Genomic DNA, 21,304 nt, shown 5'->3' with positions numbered 1-21,304 from the left:
GTTGCTACGACGACTCCGACGAGTCCCGGGCGACAGGGTCCGTTCAGCATCAGCATCCAACGTCTTGGAGATCGTCTTCAGGTCGGCTGAACGCGCCCACCGGCCGCGCACCACTGGCCGATGCCGTCGGCTTGCATGGACCGCCGTGTGCGCGTCACGGCCCCGGCGGACGGTGGCGCGGCCGGTCGGGCCGATCAGCCCGATCCCGCTGCCCCACCCTGAGCTGCCGGAGAGCCGCCCCGACCGGGGCGGCCGCCCGCCATCAGGGCACGCCAAAAGCCGCACCGTGCGGATACCGACGACGCGGCTCCCTACGCCACCCCGGTGCCCCGGGGTACCGGACGCGGCTCAGACGCCGGCGCCCAGCACCGAGTTGATCTGCTGCGGGTCGCCGCAGACGATCAACAGCGCACCGGCCCGGGAGTGGGCCAACGGAAGGGCGATGGCAGCGGCGTCAGCGGGGCCCCCGTTGACAGCCACGACGACCACGGGGCGGGTCGCGGCACGGGAGGCGATGGTGGCGTCCGTGTAGAAGACGTCATCACCGGCGTCGTGCTGCGCCCAGTAGGAGGTTTCGCCGAAGGACAGCTCGTGATCGGCCCACGGGTGCCGGGCACCCGTGGTGATCACGAGCACGTCGCCGGGGGCACGGCCCGAGTCCAGGAGAAGGTCCACCGCTTCTTCGGCCGCGTCGAGCGCGCCCTCCGCGGAAGCTGGGATCAGCTGGATCTGGGGGGTCGCCGCGGGGGCGGCGGTAGCGGCCGGGCCGGACGGGCTCGGCTTGACCGGAGCCGCCACGTCACGCGGCGTGCGCTGCGCCGGCGTCGCGGGCCGCAGGGGGCCGGGACGACCGGGGCGGGGCGGCGCCGCGGGGCGGGGGCCGGGTACGGGGCGAGGGGTCGGCGCGGTACGGCCACTGGCCGGAGCGACGCGGGGACCCTGGGCACTCTCGTGAATCTGAGGCTCCTCGGGAATGAGAGGCATGAGCTGATATTTATCAAACGTTGGTGCGGCACGGACGACCGGGGGGCACATCAGTGCGAGCGGAAGCGTCAGAAATCGAAGCCGAGCTGGCCCTCGATTTCCGGAACGCTTCCATCCGCCCAGCTACGGGCCTTCTTGAGGTGCCGCCACTGGGGCAGCGCATCAAGATACGCCCATGACAAGCGGTGGTACGGGGTGGGCCCCCGCTCCTCGAGTGCGGCCTTGTGCACGGGCGACGGATACCCGGCGTTGTCCGCAAATCCGAAGTCTGCATGGTCGATACCCAGTTCGGCCATCATTTTGTCGCGCTGAACCTTCGCGATCACCGACGCCGCCGCGACGGCCACGCACGACCGGTCGCCCTTGATCACCGTGCGGACCTGCCAGGGAGCACCGAGGTAATCGTGCTTTCCGTCGAGGATCACGGCGTCAGGACGAACCGGCAGGGCGTCCAGGGCGCGGACCGCCGCAAGTCGCAGCGCGGCGGTCATCCCCAGGCTGTCGATCTCGTCGTGGGAAGCATGCCCGAGGGCATAGGCGGTCACCCACGTCCGCAGTATCTCGGCCAGTTCCGTACGGCGCCGGACCGTCAGGAGCTTGGAGTCGGTCAGGCCGTCGGGAGCCCGGCGCAGTCCGGTGATCGCGGCGCAGACGGTGACAGGGCCGGCCCAGGCACCGCGCCCCACCTCGTCAACACCGGCGATGACCTTCGCTCCGGTCGTGGCGCGCAGGGAGCGCTCGACGGTGTGGGTAGGCGGTTCGTACGGCATGGCGCCCTTAGCGTACGCCGCCGGGATCGGCCCGCGACACCCCGGTCTGCCGATATCGGCCAAGATCGTCGGTGAGGCCGGTCAGCACCCGTGAGGACGCAGCAGCGGGAGCATCAGCTGGTCGATCATCTCCTCGAGCTCCTGGTCGCTCCATTCGCTCGCGCACACCTTGGATCGGTACATCATCATGGCCGGGATGGCGTCGAAGACATAGCCGTTGGCCGCGTCCGGACGCACCTCTCCTCGCTCTATTCCGCGGACGACGACTTCGCGGAGCAGCTTGACGGTAGGCTCCACCACGCCTCCGACGATCACGTCCTGAAAGCGCTCCGCCTGCATTTGATCGCACTCGTGAATGACCGCGCGCAGCGCTGCGCCGGGAGCCGAGAACATGACCCGCCGCACCTGGAGGCACAGGGTGAGGAGGTCTTCGCGGACACTGCCGAGGTCCGGGGCCGCCTCGACCCGAGGCAGGCCGCTCTGCAGGGCGTCCGCGACGAGGTCCTCCTTGGAGGGCCACCGGCGGTAGACGGCCGCCTTGCCGGTCTGGGCGCCGGCCGCGACGCCCTCCATGGTCAGACCCTTCCAGCCGACCTCGCCGAGCTGCTCCAGGGCGGCGTCCAGGATCGCGCGCTCCAGTACCGCGCCGCGCCTGCGAGGTGAAGACGCCCTGGCGGGTTCGGCCGCCCGGCGCGAGGTAACCATCTGTGTTTCTCCAGCATGCATGGGGAGCGGGGGGTTACGGGGATCGGATCGGGCGCCGCGCGGCAGCAGAGGGGGACGCGATACGGGGCGCACGAACTTAAGTGAACGCTTGCGTTCACTAGCGGGGACTCACTACCGTGGACGCCGTAGTGCACGCGAGCGTTCACTAAAGCCTGTATGGGGGACCCATAGTGACGACCTCTCAGCTGCTCAAGGACCAGAAACCGGGCGTGGCCCGCCGGGAGGGTCATCCCGGCATCGCACTCACCGTCATCGCGGCCTGCCAACTCATGGTGGTACTCGACGCGACGATTGTGAACATCGCGCTCCCGCACATTCAAGCCGCGCTCAAGTTCAGCACGACCGACCTCACTTGGGTGGTCAGCGCCTACACGCTCACCTTCGGCGGTCTGCTGCTGCTCGGTGCGCGAGCCGGTGACATCCTCGGCCGACGCCGGGTGTTCATGACCGGCATCCTGCTGTTCACGTTCGCCTCGCTGCTGGGCGGCCTGGCCCAGGAACCCTGGCAGTTGCTGGCCGCACGAGCCCTGCAGGGCGTGGGGGGCGCGATCGCGTCGCCCACCTCTCTCGCGCTGATCACCACCACCTTCCCCGAAGGCCCCGAACGCAACAGGGCCTTCGGCGTCTTCGCGGCCGTGTCCGCGGGCGGCGGGGCCATCGGTCTGCTCGCGGGCGGAATGCTCACCGACTGGCTCGACTGGCGGTGGGTGCTCTTCGTCAACGTGCCCATCGGCGTGCTCATCGCGTCGCTCGCACCGCTGTACATCAACGAGTCCGAACGGCACCCGGGACGCTTCGACATCACGGGAGCGCTGACCTCGACGGCAGGCATGGCGCTGCTCGTCTACGGCTTCATCCGCGCCGCCGAGGAAGGCTGGCGGGACGATCTCACGCTCGGTTCGTTCGGCGTCGCCGTGCTGCTGCTGTTCGCCTTCGTCTTCACCGAGATGCGGGCGAAAGAGCCGATCACTCCGCTCAGGATGTTCACCGACCGCAACCGCTGGGGCACGTACGTGATCATGCTGAGCCTGGCTGCGGCGATGTTCGGCATGTTCTTCTACATCGTGCTGTTCGTGCAGAACGTGCTGGGTTACAGCGCCATCAAGGCCGGGCTGGCCTTCCTCCCCGTGACGGTGGCGATCGCCGTCGGCGCGGGCCTCTCCCAGCGTTTCCTGCCGGCACTCGGCCCGAAGCCGTTCATGATGGCCGGCTCGGCGCTCGTGACGGTCGGGCTGGTCTGGCAGTCCTTCATCCGGCCCGACAGCTCCTACCTCGACGGCGTGCTGGGCCCGATGCTCGTCTTCGGTTTCGGCATGGGCCTGATCTTCGTGACGGTCACCGTGACCGCGGTCTCCGGTGTCGCCCAGCACGAAGCGGGCGCGGCCTCCGGGCTGCTCAACGCCATGCAGCAGGTGGGTGGTTCGCTCGGACTGTCGATCCTGACGACCGTCTTCGGCTCGGCCGCCAAGGACGAGACGAAGAAGCAGGTGCCCCGGTTCCTCACCGAGGGCTCGCCCGAGCAGCAGGCGCAGTTCGCCAGGACGCACCAGTTGCCCGCACCCTGGGGCCACGAGGTCCTCGCCCACGGCATATCGACCGCCTTCGTCCCGGCCGCGGCGATGGCCGTGCTGGCGTTCCTCACGGCCTGGCTGGTGATCAAGGTCCGTAAGAGCGATCTCGACTCCCTCGCCGGCGTCGCGGGCCCGGGGATCGGCTGACCCACCCCCCGCCGCACGCGGCCGGACGGACAGCCGCCGACGAACAGCCGGCACGCACGGCGGTCCGGCCGGCCGCACCGCGACGAACCACGACCACAGCAGAGCCACTGCCGGCATGGGGAGCAGGACCAGCCTCGACCACTCGCCGCAAGCCATCGCACACCCCCTCCGGTCCTCGCCGCACCGCACCCGTCGCCTCGCCACATCGACACCGGACGACCGGACATGCGGCGTGTACCGGAAGAACGGGCGACAGTGACAGAGAGTTCCCGTCGAGCACGGAGAGTTCACACCGCACGACAGGGCAGCCGAGTCAGCCGTGCCCCCGTCCTCGGCCCGGCCCGGCCCGGCCCCCGGACAGGCGATCCGGCGCAGGAAGCGTCAGAACCCCGCAGGCACCCAGTCCGGCAGCGCCTCGGTCCGCTCCACCCACTCCGTGGGCGGCGTCCCCGCCTTCCCGGAGGCGAGCACCCCGCCCATGATCGCGCAGGTGGTGTCCACGTCCCCGCCCACCTGGGCGGTCGTCCAGAACGCCTTCTCGAAGTCACCGAGGCTCCGCGCGGCGGACCAGAGAGCGAAGGGCACCGTGTCGTGGGCGGTGGTGCGCCGGCCGCACCCCAGGACCGCCGCGACCGTACCCGCGTCGGCGTAGTCGAGCATGTCCCGAGCACGGCGGAGGCCCTGACCGACCGCGCTCTTGGGCACCAGAGCGATGACACCGTCGAGCAGCGCGTCGGGCGTGGGCGGCCCGTCCGGCGAGCCGGCCAGCGCGGCGGCCGCGGCGACGGCCATGGCGCCGACCACGGCCTCCCGGTGCTGGTGCGTGGGGTAGGCCGAGATCTCGGCCTGGTGGGTCGCCTGCTCCGGATCGTCCGCGTACCAGGCGCCCAGCGGGGCGATGCGCATCGCCGCACCGTTGCCCCAGGACCCCTGTCCGTTGAACAGCGCGGCGGCCAGCTCACGCCAGTCCTCGCCCTCCCGGACGAGGCGCAGCAGCCGGTTGACGGCAGGGCCGTATCCCCGGTCGAAGTCGTGGTGCTCGGCGAAGGAGCGGGCCAGCGCGTCCTGGTCGACGCGCTGGTGGGCGGCGAGGACGGCGACCACGGAGCAGGCCATCTCCGTGTCGTCCGTCCACTGCCAGGGGCCCGCAGGCAGCTCGCGGCGCTTCAGCAGGGGGTAGTTCGCCGGGACAAAGTACTGGGAGCCCAGGGCGTCCCCCACGGCCAGTCCGCGCAGGCTCGCCAGAGCGCGCTCGAGGCGCCCGAGGGAAGAGGAGTCAGCGGTCATCGCACTGCCACTCTATCCGGTGACCCAGTACGGCACCGGCTCCCGCCAGCGCTCGAAGGGCCTGTCGAGTGTGTACCTGCCGTCCTCCCCGAGAACGAGCATCCGCATCTCGGCGTTCCCGGGATTCGACAGGGACTCGAATTCCGCCACCGTCCAGTGGAACCAGCGCATGCAGAACAGCCGCATCGCGAGCCCGTGGGTCACCAGGAGCACGTTGGGCGGATGGTCCGGGTCCTCGAAGCTGCGGAAGAGGCTCTCCAGGAAGCCGCCGACCCGGTCGTACACGTCGGCGCCGGACTCCCCCTGCGGGAACCGGAAGAAGAAGTGGCCGTAGGCGTCGCGGTAGGCCTTCTGGAGGCGTACGTCGTCGCGGTCCTGCCAGTTGCCCCAGTCCTGCTCGCGCAGCCTGGGCTCCTCACGCACCCGTATGCGGTCGGGGTCGAGGTGGAAGGCACCGAGCGTGTCGTGCGTACGGCGGTACGGAGAGACGTACACGCTCACGCGCTCCTGGCCGAAGACCTCCCGGAGCGCCTTTCCGGTCTCCTCGGCCTGTCGCCGGCCGCGCTCGGTCAGCGCGAGCGCGTGGTCGGGTTCGCGTTCGTACACGGAGTCGTCAATGTTGCCGGTTGACTCGCCGTGCCGGACAAGGACGATGCGCCGTGGTCGTGCCATGCCAAAACCCTAGATCGAGTGGGAGGGAGTCATGCACTCGTACCGGCCCCGTACGGCGCAGATCACATGTTTTCTCGTCCGAGGCCGTCGCCGGGGAGTGCTGAGGCGACCCGGACAGTGCATTTGTTTTCCGGACCTTCTCCCCTCGCACTCAGACCGTCCAGGACGGTTCCAGCTCCACGATGTCACCCGACAGCGCCGCTATGTCCGCCTCCGTCTGGGCACGCAGGGCCAGGCGCTCCACCCGCTCGGTGCGGTACTTGCCGTGCTCGGCCGCCGACCGCCACATCGACAGGATCATGAACTCCTGTGCGGGCGCCTCGGCGAACATGCCGCGGATCATGCCCGGCGAACCGGCCATCGCGGGATTCCAGACCTTCTCCTGCATGAGCGTGAAGTGCTCGACCCGCTCTTCGTTCACCCGGCACAGGGCCACCCGGATCAGATCGGCGTCGGTGAACCGCGGCTCGAAGCCCGTCTTCACGTCGAAGCGGTACTCGAACAGCTTGACCTGCGGATCCGTGAACGAGCCGGACTGGGCGGACGCCAGGCGGTCGTGGGAGCGGGCCATGAAGGAGTCGTAGAAGGCACGGCTTTCCCAGAAGGCGAAGATGTGCGCCACACCCTGCCGCTGCCGGCTCCAGCCTCCGCCCTGTCCCCGAAAACCCGGCTCCCCCAGAAGCCCCGCCCATTTCCGCTGCCCGCGCTCGAAGCCGCGGCGGTCCACCACGGTGCAGCGAATCCACTTGACCAGCACCGCGCCATCGTAAGGCCAGCGGACGTGGCGCCGGTCACGCTCCGGCCGAGATCGCCCGCGCATACGCTCCCGCGCGCATGGCACGATGGACAAGATGCCCTGACTCCGCGGGAGTTGGGAGAAGAAGATCTTCAGGGGGGAAGGAACGCCCGGTGACCGGCTTCAGCAAGGGAATCCGCAAGATCGAGGTCGCGCTCAAGTGGGACCCCAGTCCGACGGGTCAGCCGCCCACCGATCTCGACATCGTCGCCGGGACCTTCGAGTCGGGCGACGCGTACGGCTTTCCGGCCTATCTGGTGCACTTCGACAGCCGCTCGCCGGACGGCACCATCTACCTCGACCGGGACAGCAAGGACGGCAAGGGCTTCGGCTGGGACGAGGCCATGACGCTCGAACTCGACCGTCTCGCCGACCGCTACGCGCGCGTGGTGGTCGGCGTCGTCATCCAGCAGCAGCTCGCGCACCGGACGTTCACCGACGTCCTGGGGCCGGCCATGCGGATCCGCGAGGGCTACACCGTCCTCGCCGAGGACGACTTCGGCTCGGTCCCGGATGCCACGGCGGCGGTGATCGCCGAGTTCGTCCGGGACGGCTCGGGCGAGTGGACGTTCCACGGCGGGGTCCACGGCTTCGACGAGGACCCCGCGGGCTTCATCCAGGTCATGGGCAGGGCACACCGTTCCTGAGGACCGCCCAGCACGCACCCGCACATAAGTATGGGGCGCCGGCACGTGCCGGCGCCCCATACTGCAGGACCCCCTACGGAGGTCCGTCAGTCGTCAGCTGCAGCCGCTGGTCGAGCCGCAGCCCTCGCAGATGTAGCAGGAACCGGCCCGCTGCATCTTCGTGCCGCAGGAGAAGCAGAGCGGAGCGTCCGCCTGGATGCCCAGCTGCATCTCCACCAGCTCGGCGCTGGTGTGCGCCTGCTTCGGAGCGGGCTTGGCCACCTCGGCCTCGGCCTTCGGCGCGGCGACCGCCTTCAGCTCCTGGGTGCGCGGCGCCGACTGGGCCAGGCCCTCGACGTCGACCTCGTCGTCGGCCGGCTCGTAGGAGCCGGTCTCCAGGTGCCGCTGGCGCTCCTCGGCGGAGTGGATGCCGAGCGCGGAACGGGTCTCGAAGGGCAGGAAGTCCAGCGCCAGGCGGCGGAAGATGTAGTCGACGATCGACTGCGCCATCCGCACGTCCGGGTCGTCCGTCATGCCGGCCGGCTCGAAGCGCATGTTGGTGAACTTCGAGACGTACGTCTCCAGCGGCACGCCGTACTGCAGACCGACCGAGACGGCGATGGAGAAGGCGTCCATCATGCCCGCCAGGGTGGAGCCCTGCTTGGACATCTTCAGGAAGACCTCGCCGAGTCCGTCGTCCGGGTAGGAGTTGGCGGTCATGTAGCCCTCGGCACCGCCGACCGTGAAGGACGTGGTGATACCGGGGCGGCCCTTCGGGAGGCGCTTGCGGACCGGGCGGTACTCGACCACCTTCTCGACCGCGGCACGGATCGTGTCCTCGGCCTTTTCGGTGATCTCGGCCTTCTCGTCCTCCTTCTTCTTGGCGGAGAGCGGCTGGCCGACCTTGCAGTTGTCGCGGTAGATCGCGAGCGCCTTGACGCCGAGCTTCCAGGCCTCGTAGTAGATCTCCTCGACCTCCTCGACGGTCGCCGTCTCCGGCATGTTGACCGTCTTGGAGATGGCACCGGAGATCCACGGCTGGATCGCGGCCATCATGCGGACGTGGCCCATCGGGGAGATGGCGCGCTCGCCCATGGCGCAGTCGAACACCTCGTAGTGCGCCGGCTTGAGACCGGGGGCGTCGATCACATTGCCGTGCTCGGCGATGTGGGCGACGATCGCCTCGATCTGCTCCTCCTGGTAGCCCAGGCGGCGCAGGGCCTGCGGGACGGTGCCGTTGACGATCTGCATCGAGCCGCCGCCGACGAGCTTCTTGAACTTCACCAGGGCGAGGTCGGGCTCGACACCGGTGGTGTCGCAGGACATCGCGAGACCGATGGTGCCGGTCGGGGCGAGCACGGACGCCTGGGAGTTACGGAAACCGTTCTTCTCACCGAGCCGCAGTACGTCCTGCCAGGCCTCCGTGGCGGCGGCCCACACCGGGGTGTCCAGGTCGTCCATGCGGACGGCCGTGCCGTTGGCGTCGGAGTGCTGCTTCATGACGCGCTTGTGGGCGTCGGCGTTGCGGGCGTAGCCGTCGTACGGGCCGACGACCGAGGCCAGTTCGGCGGAGCGGCGGTAGGCCGTACCCGTCATCAGGGAGGTGATGGCGCCGGCGAGGGTACGGCCGCCGTCGGAGTCGTACGCGTGGCCGGTCGCCATCAGCAGGGCGCCGAGGTTGGCGTAGCCGATGCCGAGCTGGCGGAACGCGCGCGTGTTCTCACCGATCTTCTGGGTCGGGAAGTCCGCGAAGCAGATCGAGATGTCCATCGCGGTGATGACCAGCTCGACGACCTTCTGGAAACGCTCGGTCTCGAAGGACTGGCTGCCCTTGCCGTCGTCCTTCAGGAACTTCATCAGGTTCAGCGAGGCCAGGTTGCAGGACGTGTTGTCCAGGTGCATGTACTCGCTGCACGGGTTCGACGCGGTGATCCGGCCGGACTCGGGGCAGGTGTGCCAGTTGTTGATGGTGTCGTCGTACTGGATGCCCGGGTCGGCGCAGGCCCACGCGGCCTCGGCGATCTTGCGGAAGAGCGCCTTGGCGTCGACCTCCTCGATGACCTCACCGGTCATGCGGGCGCGCAGGCCGAAGTCGGTGCCCTTCTCGACCGCGGTCATGAACTCGTCGTTCACGCGGACCGAGTTGTTGGCGTTCTGGTACTGGACGGACGTGATGTCGTCGCCGCCCAGGTCCATGTCGAAGCCCGCGTCGCGCAGGACGCGGATCTTCTCCTCCTCGCTGACCTTCGTCTGGATGAAGTCCTCGATGTCGGGGTGGTCGACGTCGAGCACGACCATCTTGGCGGCACGGCGGGTGGCGCCACCGGACTTGATGGTGCCGGCGGAGGCGTCGGCGCCGCGCATGAAGGAGACGGGGCCGGAGGCGTTGCCGCCGGAGGAGAGCAACTCCTTGGAGGAGCGGATGCGGGAGAGGTTCAGGCCGGCGCCGGAGCCGCCCTTGAAGATCATGCCCTCTTCCTTGTACCAGTCGAGGATCGACTCCATGGAGTCGTCGACGGACAGGATGAAGCAGGCGGAGACCTGCTGGGGCTGCGGGGTGCCCACGTTGAACCAGACGGGGCTGTTGAAGCTGAAGATCTGGTGCAGGAGGGCGTACGCCAGCTCGTGCTCGAAGATCTCGGCGTCGGCGGGCGACGCGAAGTACTTGTAGTCCTCGCCGGCCTTCCGGTACGTCTTCACGATGCGGTCGATCAGCTGCCTGAGGCTGACCTCGCGCTGCGGGGTGCCCACGGCGCCCCGGAAGTACTTGCTGGTGACGATGTTGACCGCGTTCACCGACCAGAAGTCGGGGAACTCGACGCCACGCTGCTCGAAGTTGACCGAGCCGTCGCGCCAGTTGGTCATGACGACGTCACGGCGCTCCCAGGCCACCTCGTCGTACGGGTGCACGCCGGGGGTGGTGTGGATGCGCTCGATACGCAGGCCCTTCGTGGCCTTGGTGCCCTTGGCTCGGGAACCTCGTGCCGGACCGCTCGCCGTCTCTGTCATGCCGCCTCCCTATACGGGCAAAAAACGCCCTGAAGTGCCCCGTTTGTTCCCGTGGCACGGTGTTCTGTCTTGTGTCGCGGGCATCCTCAGCTGCCGCCCGCAACAGGTCTTGGGTCGCCGCCTTCCGGCCGGAACCCGGGTCTCCTCCCGGTTTCCGGCCCGCCGGTCAGTCGGCGGCGTTGACGGGCACGGGGACCTGAGTCGTCCCGCCGCGCCCGCGATCGTCTTCCTGGCTCCCCGCCCGCGCGTCGCCGTCCGCGGCGGGGTCCCGCGTCGCCTCCCTCAGCTCCGCGATCGCGGCCTCGAAGTCGTCGAGCGAGTCGAACGCCCGATAGACCGAGGCGAATCGCAGATATGCGACGAGGTCGAGTTCCTGCAACGGGCCGAGTATGGCCAGACCCACGTCGTGGGTGGTCAGCTCGGCGCTTCCGGTGGCCCGCACCGCCTCCTCGACCCGCTGGCCGAGCTGGGCGAGTGCGTCCTCGGTGACAGGCCGCCCCTGACATGCCTTGCGCACGCCGTTGATGACCTTGGTACGACTGAAGGGCTCGGTGACTCCGGACCGCTTCACCACCATGAGCGAGCACGTCTCCACGGTCGTGAAACGACGGGAGCAGTCGGGGCACTGGCGGCGCCTGCGGATCGACGTGCCGTCGTCGGTCGTACGACTGTCGACCACACGGCTGTCGGGGTGCCTGCAGAAGGGGCAGTGCATGATCTCCAACCCTCCTCACAGCAGACTCAAAAGCCTCGTCAGACCCCATGGGCCCCGCGAAGCAGCCCTAAGCATAGGCGATCGCGGAGCCTTCTCAGACCCGGGGGACCACAACTTGTGGGCTGCTGTAGCCATCCAACCACTAGATGTGGGGCTTGGCTCATACACAGAGGCAGACTCGCGTGTCGTGGAAGGCGGGCCGGCCACGCGCACGCGCCCGGCCCTGGACGCGGGTACCCGCCCGCGACTCACCCGAACACGCGGACGCAGCACCGTATCTCTGTGGTGCTTACGGAGATACCGTGGGCGCCGCACGGAGGACGCGTGGGACTCCGGCACAGAACGGGCCCGGGTCCCGGTCGACGAGGCTCCGGATGGCAGACTGGGGCACGGCTCACGAGGCCGGAATCCCGGCGGTGAACAGTACAACAACGGGCGCTTCCACCCGTGGGGCACCGCGTTAGCCATACACCCAGGCACGTGATCGCGTCAGGTGAACCTCACTTTTTCACTCGAACGTGTGTTTGGCGCAACCTTTCGAAAGCAACTACCGTTGTCCAGCAGGGAGACCATCGAGAGGGGCCGACGTGACCACCACCGCAGACAGTGCCACCATCACTGCCCAGGACCGCCCCCAGGGCCGAGTCGAGCCGGTACACGCGATGAACGAAGCCACGAATCCCGAGGGACACAAGCGCTCCCTGCCGGGACGACCTCCAGGCATCCGGGCCGACAGCTCAGGACTCACCGACCGGCAACGCCGGGTGATCGAGGTCATCCGCGACTCCGTCCAGCGACGGGGATACCCGCCGTCGATGCGTGAGATCGGCCAGGCCGTAGGGCTCTCCAGCACGTCCTCGGTCGCACACCAGCTGATGGCACTGGAGCGCAAGGGCTTCCTGCGCCGCGACCCGCACCGCCCGCGCGCCTACGAGGTGCGCGGCTCGGACCAGGCCGTGACGGTGCAGCCCACGGACACCGCCGGCAAGCCCGCCGCGTCCTACGTCCCCCTGGTCGGCCGTATCGCCGCCGGTGGCCCCATCCTCGCGGAGGAGTCCGTCGAGGACGTCTTCCCCCTCCCCCGCCAGCTCGTCGGTGACGGCGAGCTGTTCGTCCTCAAGGTCGTCGGCGACTCCATGATCGAGGCCGCGATCTGCGACGGCGACTGGGTCACCGTCCGCCGCCAGCCCGTCGCCGAGAACGGCGACATCGTCGCGGCCATGCTCGACGGCGAGGCCACCGTGAAGCGCTTCAAGCGCGAGGACGGCCACGTCTGGCTCCTCCCGCACAACGCGGCCTACGAGCCGATCCCGGGCGACGACGCGACCATCCTCGGCAAGGTCGTCGCCGTGCTGCGGCGTGTGTGACCGCTGCGGCGGACGGGCCTGTCGGCCTGCTCCCTGACCGGGCCCCGGAACCCCTGCGCCGGTTCCGGGGCCCACGTTTTTCGGCACACCGCGCACTCGGGCACTGCCGGGCGGTCGTGCGAGAGGTGGCCAGACCGTCTTCCGGTCAGGCCACCTTTCGATCACTGGGCCGCCATCTGCTCCGCTTCGGACGCCTTCGCCGCCGCGTCGATCGCGGACAGCGACTTGCGGACCTGGTTACGGTCCGTGGTGAACCAGAAGTCCGGCAGTGACGCCTTCAGATAGCTGCCGTACCGCGCGGTGGCAAGGCGCTGATCCAGTACGGCGACCACACCCCGATCCCCGGACGCGCGTACGAGACGGCCGGCGCCCTGGGCCATCAGCAGGGCCGCGTGCGTGGCGGCCACCGCCATGAAGCCGTTGCCCCCCGCGTCCTCCACCGCCTTCTGGCGCGCGCTCATCAGCGGGTCGTCGGGGCGCGGGAACGGGATCTTGTCCATGACGACCAGCTGGCAGCTGGGCCCCGGGACGTCGACACCCTGCCACAACGACAGCGTGCCGAAGAGACAGGTCTGCGGATCGGCCGCGAAGTTCTTGATCAGCTCGCCGAGCGTCTCCTCGCCCTGCAGCAGGATCGGGAACTCGGGAATCCGGGAGCGCAGCTCCTCCGCCGCGAGCTGGGCGGCCCGCATGGACGAGAACAGCCCCAGAGTGCGGCCGCCCGCCGCCTGGATCAGCTCGGTCAGCTCGTCGAGCATGTCACCGCGGTCGCCGTCTCGCGCGGGGCGCGCCAGATGCTTGGCGACGTACAGGATGCCCTGCTTGCGGTAGTCAAAGGGCGAGCCGACGTCGACGCCCTTCCACTGCGGCAGGTCCTCGCCCTCCGTCCCCTCCGGGCCGAGCCCCAGGGAGGCGCCCACGCCGTTGAAGTCACCGCCCAGCTTCAGGGTCGCCGACGTGAGGACGACGCTGCGGTCGGCGAACAGCTTCTCCCTCAGCAGCCCCGAGACCGACATGGGCGCGACCCGCAGGGAGGCACCGAAGCGGTCGTGGCGCTCGTACCAGACGACGTCCCACTCCGAGCCGTTCACGACTCGTTCCGCCACGTCGTGCACCGACTCCACCGAGGCCAGCGCCTGCTTGCGGACCGCGTCCTCGTCCTGGACCGACTTGTCGCGCGTCGCACCGATCGCGGAGATCACCGTACGAGCGGCATCGCGCAACGCCATCAGCGCATAGCCGAGATCCTCCGGGATCTCCTCGAGCCGGCCCGGCAGCGCCAGTTCCATCAGCCGCTCGAAGCCCTCCGCGGCGGTCTGGAGCTGGTCGGCGGCCTTCTCGTTGACGAGCTTGGCGGCACGGCGCACGGCCCGGTTGACCTGACCGGGGGTGAGTTCGCCCGTGGCGACGCCCGTGACCCGGGAGACGAGTTCGTGCGCCTCGTCGACGATCAGCACCTCGTGCTGGGGCAGCACCGGGGCGCCCTCGATGGCGTCGATGGCGAGCAGGGCATGGTTGGTGACCACGACCTCGGCGAGCTTGGCGCGCTCCCGGGCCATCTCAGCGAAGCACTCGGCGCCGTACGCGCACTTCGACGCCCCGAGGCACTCCCGCGACGACACCGACACCTGGGCCCAGGCCCGGTCCGAGACGCCCGGGGTGAGGTCGTCCCGGTCACCGCTCTCGGTCTCGTCCGCCCAGTCCCGCAGCCGCAGCAGGTCCTGGCCCAGCTTGCTGGTGGGCGCGGCGGCCTCGAACTGGTCGAAGAGACCCTCTTCCTCGTCCTGCGGCATGCCCTCGTGGAGGCGGTGCAGGCACAGGTAGTTCGACCGGCCCTTGAGCATGGCGAAGTCCGGGCGCCGGCGCAGCAGGGGGTGGAGCGCGTCGACCGTGCGTGGCAGGTCCCGCTCCACCAGCTGGCGCTGCAGGGCGAGGGTGGCGGTCGCGACGATCACTCTTTCTCCGTGCGCGAGCGCGGGCACGAGGTAGCCCAGCGACTTACCGGTGCCGGTGCCGGCCTGCACCAGGAGATGGGATCCGTCGTCGATCACCTCGGCGACCGCTTCGGCCATGGTCACCTGGCCGGGGCGCTCCGTGCCGCCGACGGCGGTGACGGCGGCATGGAGGAGTTCGGGGAGTGAGGGCTTCGTCATAGCCCGACCACCCTACGGCCCGGCACTGACAAACGGGCGAGCACGGTGAGGAGAGGGGGCGGGATCACGGCCGGGCTCCTGGGAGGGGACGGGTGGGGCGGCGGGAACGGGGCGAGCGAGGGGAACTGGCGGAACGGGACGAGCGGACCGTACGGAGGGGCGAGCGGGCCGTTGCACCGCAGGTGCGTGGGTCATCACACGGCGCTACAGCACACCGCGCAGATTCCGGTCCCGGACCATGAGGGCGGCCCGTTTGTCGGGCAGGTCGACCTCGGCCGCGTACCGGAAGCCGGCGCCCAGGAACGCGGCGATGGAGGGGGTGTTGCGGAGATCGGGTTCCGCCACGACACGCGCGCACGCGGGACGCCGGTCGAGGATGAGGTCGGCCACGGCCCTGAGCAGGGTGGACCCCAGCCCCCGCCCGCGGTCCTCGGCGCTGCCGACGAGGAGGTGGATCCCGGTGTCGTGCGGTCGGGCCGGATAGCGGCGGGCCAGCGGATCCAGGTCCGCCCGGTAGATCTCCCAGTAGCTCATCGGGGTGCCGTCCAGCGCGCCCAGACACGGCACGCTGCGTCCGTCGCCGTCGAGCTGGGTCCGCAGGTGGTCCTCGATCCGCTTCCGGGGTCCGGCCAGGTCCCAGAAGTGAGCGACGGCCGGGTCGTTCATCCAGCCGTGGATCAGCGGCAGGTCGCGTTCGACGCGCACGGGCACCAGATGGAAGGAGCCGACGGGGGTGTCGGCCGGCCCCCAGGTGTGGAGCCGGTCGAGGAGGCCGGGCGTTCCGGCGGTGAAGAGAGCGACGAACTCGGATGGGAGGTGCAGGTCCAGGGTGTCCTCGCTGTCCGCGTCGTCGTCCTCGACGGCGAACCGGCTGAACACGGCGGCCCTGGTGCGGGCGGATACGGCTCGGGGGCCGGTGCGGCCCGGGTCGGCGGGGGCGGATCCCCGGTCGGCGTTCGCGTCGGTGGGAGGCACGGGCGCTCCTCTCAGGAGATGGAGTGGGTCATGGTCCTCGGAAGTGCGGGAAGCGGGGCGGTTCGTCGGTGGGCAGCGGCTCAGGACTGGAGGGGGTTGGCGATGGTCACGTAGACGGACTGGGTGTCGACCGGGCCGACGAGTTCGTCGAGGCCGTGCAGCCGGGTGAGCAGGTTGGCCTTGCAGCGCAGGACAGGTGAGTCGAGCAGGAGGCCGGGCAGGGAGGTGCGCGGTGCGCCGGGGCCCGAGAGGAGGTCGGTGAGGAAGCGGCGGAAGGCCGCGAGCAGCAGACGCTCGTCGGCGAGATGCTGTGAGCCGAAGGCGCCGATCAGTCCCAGCACGTTGTTGACGGCGAGGTAGTAGACGAAGCGTTCGTCGGTGACCTCGTCCGGGACGAAGGTGTCGCTGTGTTCGCCGATGCCGGGCAGCCGGGCGGCCAGTTCGGCTCGCCGGGACTCGCGGAAGTAGTACCCCTGGTTGTCGCGGTAGCGGCCGCCTGCGGGCCACCCGTCGCGGTCCAGCAGGACCAGGGTGTTCTGCTGGTGGGCCTCGAGGGCGATGCCGGCCTCGCTGTCCAGCCAGAGCACGGGGCGGACGACTTGTTCCAGGTAGCGCAGGAACCACTCCGCCGCGACGGCTGCGACGGGGCGCCCGGTGCGTGCGGCAAGCCGTGCCATGAGCAGGGCGAGCCGGGACCGCATGGTTCCGGCGGGGTGAGGCGACGGCGAGTCGGTGTCCGGCTCGGGGTGCGGCCGGGGCGAGACGAGTCCTGCCACGCAGGCGACGTCGTCGGTCGGGGCGAACGGGTTGTGCCTGAGCAGCGCGTCGAGTCCGGGTACGGGCCGTCCGTCCCGGTCGTCGACGGCGAGCCAGGCCGGGTCGCGGACGATGTCGAAGCCGGGGTGTACGGCCTGCCACTGCTTGAGCAGGCCCGTGCGGAGCAGCCGGTGCACCTCGACTCCGCGGTGCAGCTCCTTGCGGAGGTTCTCGCGCCGGGAGTTGGTGATGCGCAGGCCCAGCGACAGTTTGAGCATCGCGGACGCCCCGGTCCGGTGGACGGTTCGCACGGAGGAGGTGGGGTGCCAGGCGAGGCCGATGGGCCCGAGGTCGTGGAGCAGTCCGGCGTCGAGCAGTGCCGCGACGCGTGTGTCGTGCCGTGCCTCGCGCGCCTGCCACGGGTGCAGGGGCAGGGCGGCGTAGCCGTCGGGCAGCGGCAGAGCGGTGCCGGCGAGGCGTCGCGTGAGGTGGCCGGCGCGGACGGGACGGCCGCGCTCGGTCCAGGCCGAGTCGGTGGCGAGCAGAGAGGGGGCGACGGCCATCCAGTGCAGGGGGAAGGAGCCGCGTAGTTCGGGTGAGTAGCGGCGGGCTTCGGCCTCGGTCAGGCCTTCCCGGCTCTTGGGGGTCGGGTGCAGGGGGTGTCCGAGGAGGAGGGCCTGCTCGGCGTCGAGGAAGAGGTCGGGGGTGTCGGCGGGGCGTGCGCGCCGGTCGCCGAGGAAGGTCGCGGTGCGGTGGAGGGAGTCGGCCACCCTGGCCACGAGGTCGCCACCGTCTCCGTGGCCCCCCGCGGAGGGGCCGGACGGGGAGGGCCGGCCCACCGCGACCGCGGAGGGAAGCGTCACGGGCGAGGATGCCGCCGCCGTGGAGGCGCTCGGACCCGGGGGCGTGGAGTCCGAGGTCCACGAGGCCTCCCGGGTGAGGAGCGCCGCGAGGGTGACGGCGTCGACGGGAGGGGCGGTCGGCGGTGCGCCGGTGAGTCGGGGTGGTCCGAATCGGTGCCATCCGGTGAGGGACCAGTAGCGGACCGGGACGGTCAGGGAGACGCCGCTGGCGGGCAGCGGAACGAGGAGGGTGCCGGTCGTGGGGGCGGCGAGGTCGGTCTCGCGTACCCAGCACCGCAGAAGGTTCTCCACGGCGGCGGCTTGAGCGGCGGTGACGGGATCGGGATCCTCCAGCGGATCGGTGCCGGGTTCCGTGACTCGCGTCGGTGACACGCTCCGCCGTTTCTGCTGGGGCACCGACTCGGCGAGCGGGACGGGAGAGTTCGGGGCGCCGGAGTCTCCCTGCTCGTCGGGAGCACCGGAGCGGCCGTCCGGGTTGGGGGTGTCGGTCATGACGGCTCCTCGGGATGCGGGGACGTGCCGATGCCGGGCCATACCTGTCGTCCGCTCGGTCGGCGTCCCCGGCAGAGGTGACCGCCGGCACGGCGGAGTCGGGGGCCGCGTCGGCCGGCGGCGGGCGGGCGTGAGCGGGATGGCAGCGGAGTTGTCACGGGATTTCGGTGTCGGGCTGGACGTTCCTGGAGGGGTGAGGGTGTGCGGAGGCACAATCCCCGCGGGCGGGGCCCGTGCCCACGGGGTGTGCCCGGTCCTCAGCCGGTGCGCCGGGCCGGGCCGTGGTCTCGGCGGTGACGTGGATCGTGGTGGGTGTGGTCGCGGGCCACCGCCGCCACCGCGTCGGACAGGCGGTCCAGGACCGCTGCCGCCTGCTCGTCGCTGATCGTCAGCGGAGGGAGCAGCCGGACCACGGCGGAGTGACGGCCGCCGAGTTCGACGATCAACCCCCGTTGCAGGCACTCCCGTTGTACGGCCGCCGCGAGAGCCGGCGCTGCCGGGCGCGGGGTGCGGGTGGACTCCGGCCCGCTCGGTGCCGAGGACGGGCCGGCGGTCACGGACACAGGGTCCGGGGCGGAGCCGTCCGCCTCCGGGTCGACGAGCTCGACGCCGATCATCAGCCCTCGGCCCCGCACCTCCCCCACGCACACGAAGTGACCGAGGTCGTCGCGGAGCCGGGTCAGCATGCGGGAGCCGAGGTCGGCGGCCCGGGCGGCGAGGCCGTTCTCGCGGACGTGGGTGAGGGTGGCGGTGCCGGCGGCCATGGCGAGCTGGTTGCCACGGAAGGTGCCCGCGTGGGCTCCGGGTTGCCAGACGTCGAGATCGTCGCGGTAGACGATCACGGCCAGGGGGAGGCTGCCGCCGATGGCCTTGGACAGCACCATGACGTCCGGGGTGACGCCGCTGTGGTCGACGGCCCAGAAGGCGCCGGTTCTGCCTACTCCGGTCTGGACCTCGTCGGCGATCAGCGGGATGGACCGGTCCTGGGTGACCCGGCGCATACGGCGCAGCCAGTCGTCCGGTGCGGGGATCACCCCGCCCTCCCCCTGGACGGGTTCGAGGATCATCCCGGCGGGCAGCGGGACGCCCGACTTGGGGTCGTCGAGAAGGGACTCGGTCCATCGGGCGGCGGTCTCGGCGCCGCGCGGGCCGCCGATACCGAAGGGGCAGCGGTAGTCCTGCGGATAGGGCAGACGGGTCACCTGGACGTCGGGGGCGCCGCCGGAGGCGGCCAGCGCGCCTGCGGTCATGCCGTGGTAGGCGCCGGTGAAGGCGAGGATTCCGGTACGGCCGGTAGCGACCCGGACCAGTTTCAGGGCGGCCTCGACGGCGTCCGTGCCGGCCGGGCCGCAGAACTGGACGCGGGCGCGTCCGGCGAGGCCGGGCGGCAGCGTGCGGAAGAGCTCGGTGATGAAGGCGTCCTTCACCGGGGTCGCGAGGTCGAGGACGGAGAGGGGGGCGCCGGAGTCGAGGACCCTGCGGACGGCTTCCAGGACCACGGGGTGGTTGTGGCCGAGGGCGAGGGTGCCGGCGCCGGAGAGGCAGTCGAGGTAACGACGGCCGTCGGCGCCCTCGATGGTGAGTCCTCGTGCCCTGACCGGCACGATGGGCAGCGCCCGGGCGTAGGTGCGCGCCGAGGATTCGCGCGCCGACTGACGCCGCAGGATCCCCTCGTGCACGGCCGGCGCTCGTCCGGGCAGCCCTTCGGCCACCGACTCCGTAACGGACACAGCTCGTTGTCCTCCCCGCTGTTCAGAGGCGTGTTGATGGCGGGGACCGGACTTGGGCAGCGGGCCCCCCACCGCTACAACCGCCGACCGCTCTACGGGTTACGGCCTGATTCGAAGTCATTTTCGCCGGACTTCAGGTCCGCCCTCCGGAACGGCGTGGTGATGAGGAGGCGTCAAGTCGAAAGATCCAGTAATGGTTGGCCAGGTCAGACGGCTTGTAGCCGAACCGTTGCCGATCCGTCGGAAGTCGCCCACAGCGAGCGCATAGTGTGTGATGCCGTTCCCAGTTGGCCGTGGGACCGGCGTGAACTCCCCGGGGGTTCGCCGCCGGTGGCACGGCCGAAGCGCCGAGTTCCTTCACCCCAGGGGGAGTCAAGACCATGCGATCCATACGGCCGCCGTTCACCGCTCGGCGAGGGAGGGGCAGCCGACGTACCTCCCCCGCGCTGGCGGCGGTCGCCCTCGTCTCGGCGCTGGCGCTGACCGCCACCGCCTGCAACGGCGACGACAAGGCCGACGGCAAGCCGACCGCCACCGCGACCGCGGCGAGCACCGGCGACGGAAAGATCAAGATCCCGGACGACCTCAAGGAGAGGCTCAAGGAGCACGGGATCGACGTCGACAAGTGGAAAGACGGCGCCTGGAAGAACTGGAACCGGGACGACTGGCTGCGCGAGGCCAACGACTTCATCAACCCGATCATCAAGGGTCTGTGGGACCCGGACCGGATGCGGGACGCCGACGACCCGGACAAGGGCGTCGACGACAACGACATCTCCGGTGACCAGGGCGTCACGGACCCGACGCCGCAGCCGGTGAGGGCGCAGGCCGTCGCGCCGCCGTACCACACCAGTGCCGCCGCCTCGGGCAAGGTGTTCTTCGACTCTCCCGAGGGCACCATGGTGTGCTCGGCGACGGTCGTGAAGGACCCGGCCCACCCGGGCAAGTCCAACATGATCTGGACGGCGGGGCACTGTGTGCACGCCGGCAAGAAGGGCGGCTGGTACCGCAACATCGCGTTCGTGCCGTCGTACAACAACGCGGGCAAGTCGGCCGCGCAGCTGGAGGGCGCCAGCCGGGCCGAGGTCGCTCCGTACGGCGTCTGGTGGGCGGACGCCGCGCAGACCTCGCAGCAGTGGATCGACCAGGGTGGCGAGACGGGCGGCAACGGAGCCTCGTACGACTTCTCGGTCATCCATGTGACGCCGGAGCAGGGCAGTGACGGCAAGTCGCTGGAGGAGACGGTCGGCGGGGCGCTGCCGGTGAACTTCGACGCGCCGGCCGTGCCGAAGGTGCAGAGCATCACGGCGACCGGGTATCCGGCGGCGGCTCCCTTCGACGGTCAGCTGATGTACCAGTGCCAGGACAAGCCCGGCCGGCTGTCGATCGACAAGGCGGATCCGACGATGTACCGGATCGGCTGCACGATGACCGGTGGCTCCTCCGGTGGTGGCTGGGTGGAGACGGGCGCGGACGGCAAGCCGGCGCTGGTGTCCAACACCAGCATCGGCCCGGTCAGCTCGGGCTGGCTGGCCGGTCCCCGGCTGGGTGATGTGGCCAAGGGCGTGTACGACTCGGTCAGCAAGAAGTTCGCCGGGCGGTAGCCGCGCTCGCCGTGACAGCGCGAAGGCCCGCCGCCCCGAGGGGGTGGCGGGCCTTCGTGGT

Annotated in this window: 16 protein-coding genes; 4 read left to right on the top strand and 12 right to left on the bottom strand. The window is 70.4% G+C overall.

Annotation, left to right across the window (positions count from 1 at the left end; translation table 11 throughout):
• Positions 1-348: 348 nt before the first annotated feature.
• The 3 genes from ACF08B_RS12790 to ACF08B_RS12780 all read right to left on the bottom strand — a co-directional run bounded on the left by ACF08B_RS12790 (position 349) and on the right by ACF08B_RS12780 (position 2,459).
• A complete protein-coding gene (locus ACF08B_RS12790; protein ID WP_392317353.1) occupies positions 349-984 on the bottom strand; it encodes a hypothetical protein in 636 nt (211 codons plus the stop codon).
• Positions 985-1,052: 68 nt separating this feature from the next.
• A complete protein-coding gene (locus tag ACF08B_RS12785; RefSeq protein WP_392317352.1) occupies positions 1,053-1,754 on the bottom strand; it encodes a ribonuclease HII in 702 nt (233 codons plus the stop codon).
• Between the two features lie 81 nt (positions 1,755-1,835).
• Positions 1,836-2,459, bottom strand: a complete 624-nt coding sequence (locus ACF08B_RS12780; RefSeq protein WP_392317351.1) for a TetR/AcrR family transcriptional regulator — start codon at positions 2,457-2,459, stop codon at positions 1,836-1,838.
• 191 nt (positions 2,460-2,650) lie between these two features.
• Between ACF08B_RS12780 and ACF08B_RS12775 the strand changes: the two genes are divergently transcribed.
• Positions 2,651-4,198, top strand: a complete 1,548-nt coding sequence (locus ACF08B_RS12775) for an MFS transporter (RefSeq protein ID WP_392317350.1) — start codon at positions 2,651-2,653, stop codon at positions 4,196-4,198.
• Positions 4,199-4,579: 381 nt separating this feature from the next.
• On the opposite strand, the gene ACF08B_RS12770 is transcribed toward ACF08B_RS12775, so the two are convergent.
• From ACF08B_RS12770 to ACF08B_RS12760, 3 genes are all read right to left on the bottom strand, one after another.
• Positions 4,580-5,485 (bottom strand): ADP-ribosylglycohydrolase family protein, encoded by a 906-nt coding sequence (locus tag ACF08B_RS12770; protein ID WP_093474124.1) that lies wholly within the window; start codon positions 5,483-5,485, stop codon positions 4,580-4,582.
• Between the two features lie 12 nt (positions 5,486-5,497).
• The gene (locus ACF08B_RS12765; protein ID WP_392317349.1) at positions 5,498-6,157 is read right to left on the bottom strand and encodes a histidine phosphatase family protein; all 660 of its coding nucleotides are present in this window, start codon (positions 6,155-6,157) and stop codon (positions 5,498-5,500) included.
• 151 nt (positions 6,158-6,308) lie between these two features.
• The gene (locus ACF08B_RS12760) at positions 6,309-6,914 is read right to left on the bottom strand and encodes a YdbC family protein (protein ID WP_093474129.1); all 606 of its coding nucleotides are present in this window, start codon (positions 6,912-6,914) and stop codon (positions 6,309-6,311) included.
• A 152-nt stretch (positions 6,915-7,066) separates the two neighbouring features.
• On the opposite strand from ACF08B_RS12760, the gene ACF08B_RS12755 reads away from it, so the two are divergent.
• Positions 7,067-7,600: a TerD family protein gene (locus ACF08B_RS12755; protein ID WP_392317348.1), complete on the top strand. Its 534-nt coding sequence runs from the start codon at positions 7,067-7,069 to the stop codon at positions 7,598-7,600.
• A 93-nt stretch (positions 7,601-7,693) separates the two neighbouring features.
• On the opposite strand, the gene ACF08B_RS12750 is transcribed toward ACF08B_RS12755, so the two are convergent.
• On the bottom strand, positions 7,694-10,588 hold the full coding sequence (locus tag ACF08B_RS12750) for a vitamin B12-dependent ribonucleotide reductase (protein WP_392317347.1): 2,895 nt from the start codon (positions 10,586-10,588) through the stop codon (positions 7,694-7,696).
• Positions 10,589-10,754: 166 nt separating this feature from the next.
• Positions 10,755-11,303, bottom strand: coding sequence for a transcriptional regulator NrdR (gene nrdR / locus ACF08B_RS12745; protein WP_392317346.1), 549 nt, complete (start codon positions 11,301-11,303; stop codon positions 10,755-10,757).
• A 587-nt stretch (positions 11,304-11,890) separates the two neighbouring features.
• On the opposite strand from nrdR, the gene lexA reads away from it, so the two are divergent.
• Positions 11,891-12,670 carry a transcriptional repressor LexA gene (gene lexA / locus ACF08B_RS12740; protein WP_093474133.1) on the top strand — a complete coding sequence of 260 codons (780 nt, stop codon included), beginning with the start codon at positions 11,891-11,893 and terminating at the stop codon, positions 12,668-12,670.
• A 161-nt stretch (positions 12,671-12,831) separates the two neighbouring features.
• On the opposite strand, the gene ACF08B_RS12735 is transcribed toward lexA, so the two are convergent.
• The 4 genes from ACF08B_RS12735 to ACF08B_RS12720 all read right to left on the bottom strand — a co-directional run bounded on the left by ACF08B_RS12735 (position 12,832) and on the right by ACF08B_RS12720 (position 19,639).
• The gene (locus tag ACF08B_RS12735; RefSeq protein WP_392317345.1) at positions 12,832-14,823 is read right to left on the bottom strand and encodes an ATP-dependent DNA helicase; all 1,992 of its coding nucleotides are present in this window, start codon (positions 14,821-14,823) and stop codon (positions 12,832-12,834) included.
• 204 nt (positions 14,824-15,027) lie between these two features.
• On the bottom strand, positions 15,028-15,798 hold the full coding sequence (locus ACF08B_RS12730) for a GNAT family N-acetyltransferase (RefSeq protein ID WP_392317344.1): 771 nt from the start codon (positions 15,796-15,798) through the stop codon (positions 15,028-15,030).
• Positions 15,799-15,878: 80 nt separating this feature from the next.
• On the bottom strand, positions 15,879-17,909 hold the full coding sequence (locus ACF08B_RS12725) for an IucA/IucC family protein (RefSeq protein WP_392317343.1): 2,031 nt from the start codon (positions 17,907-17,909) through the stop codon (positions 15,879-15,881).
• Positions 17,910-18,166: 257 nt separating this feature from the next.
• The gene (locus tag ACF08B_RS12720; RefSeq protein WP_392317342.1) at positions 18,167-19,639 is read right to left on the bottom strand and encodes a diaminobutyrate--2-oxoglutarate transaminase family protein; all 1,473 of its coding nucleotides are present in this window, start codon (positions 19,637-19,639) and stop codon (positions 18,167-18,169) included.
• A gap of 380 nt (positions 19,640-20,019) precedes the next feature.
• Here ACF08B_RS12720 and ACF08B_RS12715 point away from each other — a divergent pair, with 380 nt between their 5' ends.
• Positions 20,020-21,243: a trypsin-like serine peptidase gene (locus tag ACF08B_RS12715; protein WP_392317341.1), complete on the top strand. Its 1,224-nt coding sequence runs from the start codon at positions 20,020-20,022 to the stop codon at positions 21,241-21,243.
• Positions 21,244-21,304: the final 61 nt, after the last annotated feature.

This window comes from Streptomyces sp. NPDC015139 (assembly GCF_043079785.1).
In the GTDB taxonomy this organism is placed as follows: domain Bacteria; phylum Actinomycetota; class Actinomycetes; order Streptomycetales; family Streptomycetaceae; genus Streptomyces; species Streptomyces albidocamelliae.
The sequence above is the reverse complement of the archived record's forward strand: the minus strand, read 5'-3'. Positions and strand labels throughout refer to the sequence as shown.

What these genes read in the sequence shown, in the direction of transcription:
- ACF08B_RS12790 (WP_392317353.1), bottom strand. Translation starts at nt 984, where the DNA reads ATGCCTCTCATTCCCGAGGAGCCTCAGATTCACGAGAGTGCCCAGGGT.
- ACF08B_RS12785 (WP_392317352.1), bottom strand. Translation starts at nt 1,754, where the DNA reads ATGCCGTACGAACCGCCTACCCACACCGTCGAGCGCTCCCTGCGCGCC.
- ACF08B_RS12780 (WP_392317351.1), bottom strand. Translation starts at nt 2,459, where the DNA reads ATGGTTACCTCGCGCCGGGCGGCCGAACCCGCCAGGGCGTCTTCACCT.
- ACF08B_RS12770 (WP_093474124.1), bottom strand. Translation starts at nt 5,485, where the DNA reads ATGACCGCTGACTCCTCTTCCCTCGGGCGCCTCGAGCGCGCTCTGGCG.
- ACF08B_RS12765 (WP_392317349.1), bottom strand. Translation starts at nt 6,157, where the DNA reads ATGGCACGACCACGGCGCATCGTCCTTGTCCGGCACGGCGAGTCAACC.
- ACF08B_RS12750 (WP_392317347.1), bottom strand. Translation starts at nt 10,588, where the DNA reads ATGACAGAGACGGCGAGCGGTCCGGCACGAGGTTCCCGAGCCAAGGGC.
- nrdR (WP_392317346.1), bottom strand. Translation starts at nt 11,303, where the DNA reads ATGCACTGCCCCTTCTGCAGGCACCCCGACAGCCGTGTGGTCGACAGT.
- ACF08B_RS12735 (WP_392317345.1), bottom strand. Translation starts at nt 14,823, where the DNA reads ATGACGAAGCCCTCACTCCCCGAACTCCTCCATGCCGCCGTCACCGCC.
- ACF08B_RS12725 (WP_392317343.1), bottom strand. Translation starts at nt 17,909, where the DNA reads ATGACCGACACCCCCAACCCGGACGGCCGCTCCGGTGCTCCCGACGAG.
- ACF08B_RS12715 (WP_392317341.1), top strand. Translation starts at nt 20,020, where the DNA reads ATGCGATCCATACGGCCGCCGTTCACCGCTCGGCGAGGGAGGGGCAGC.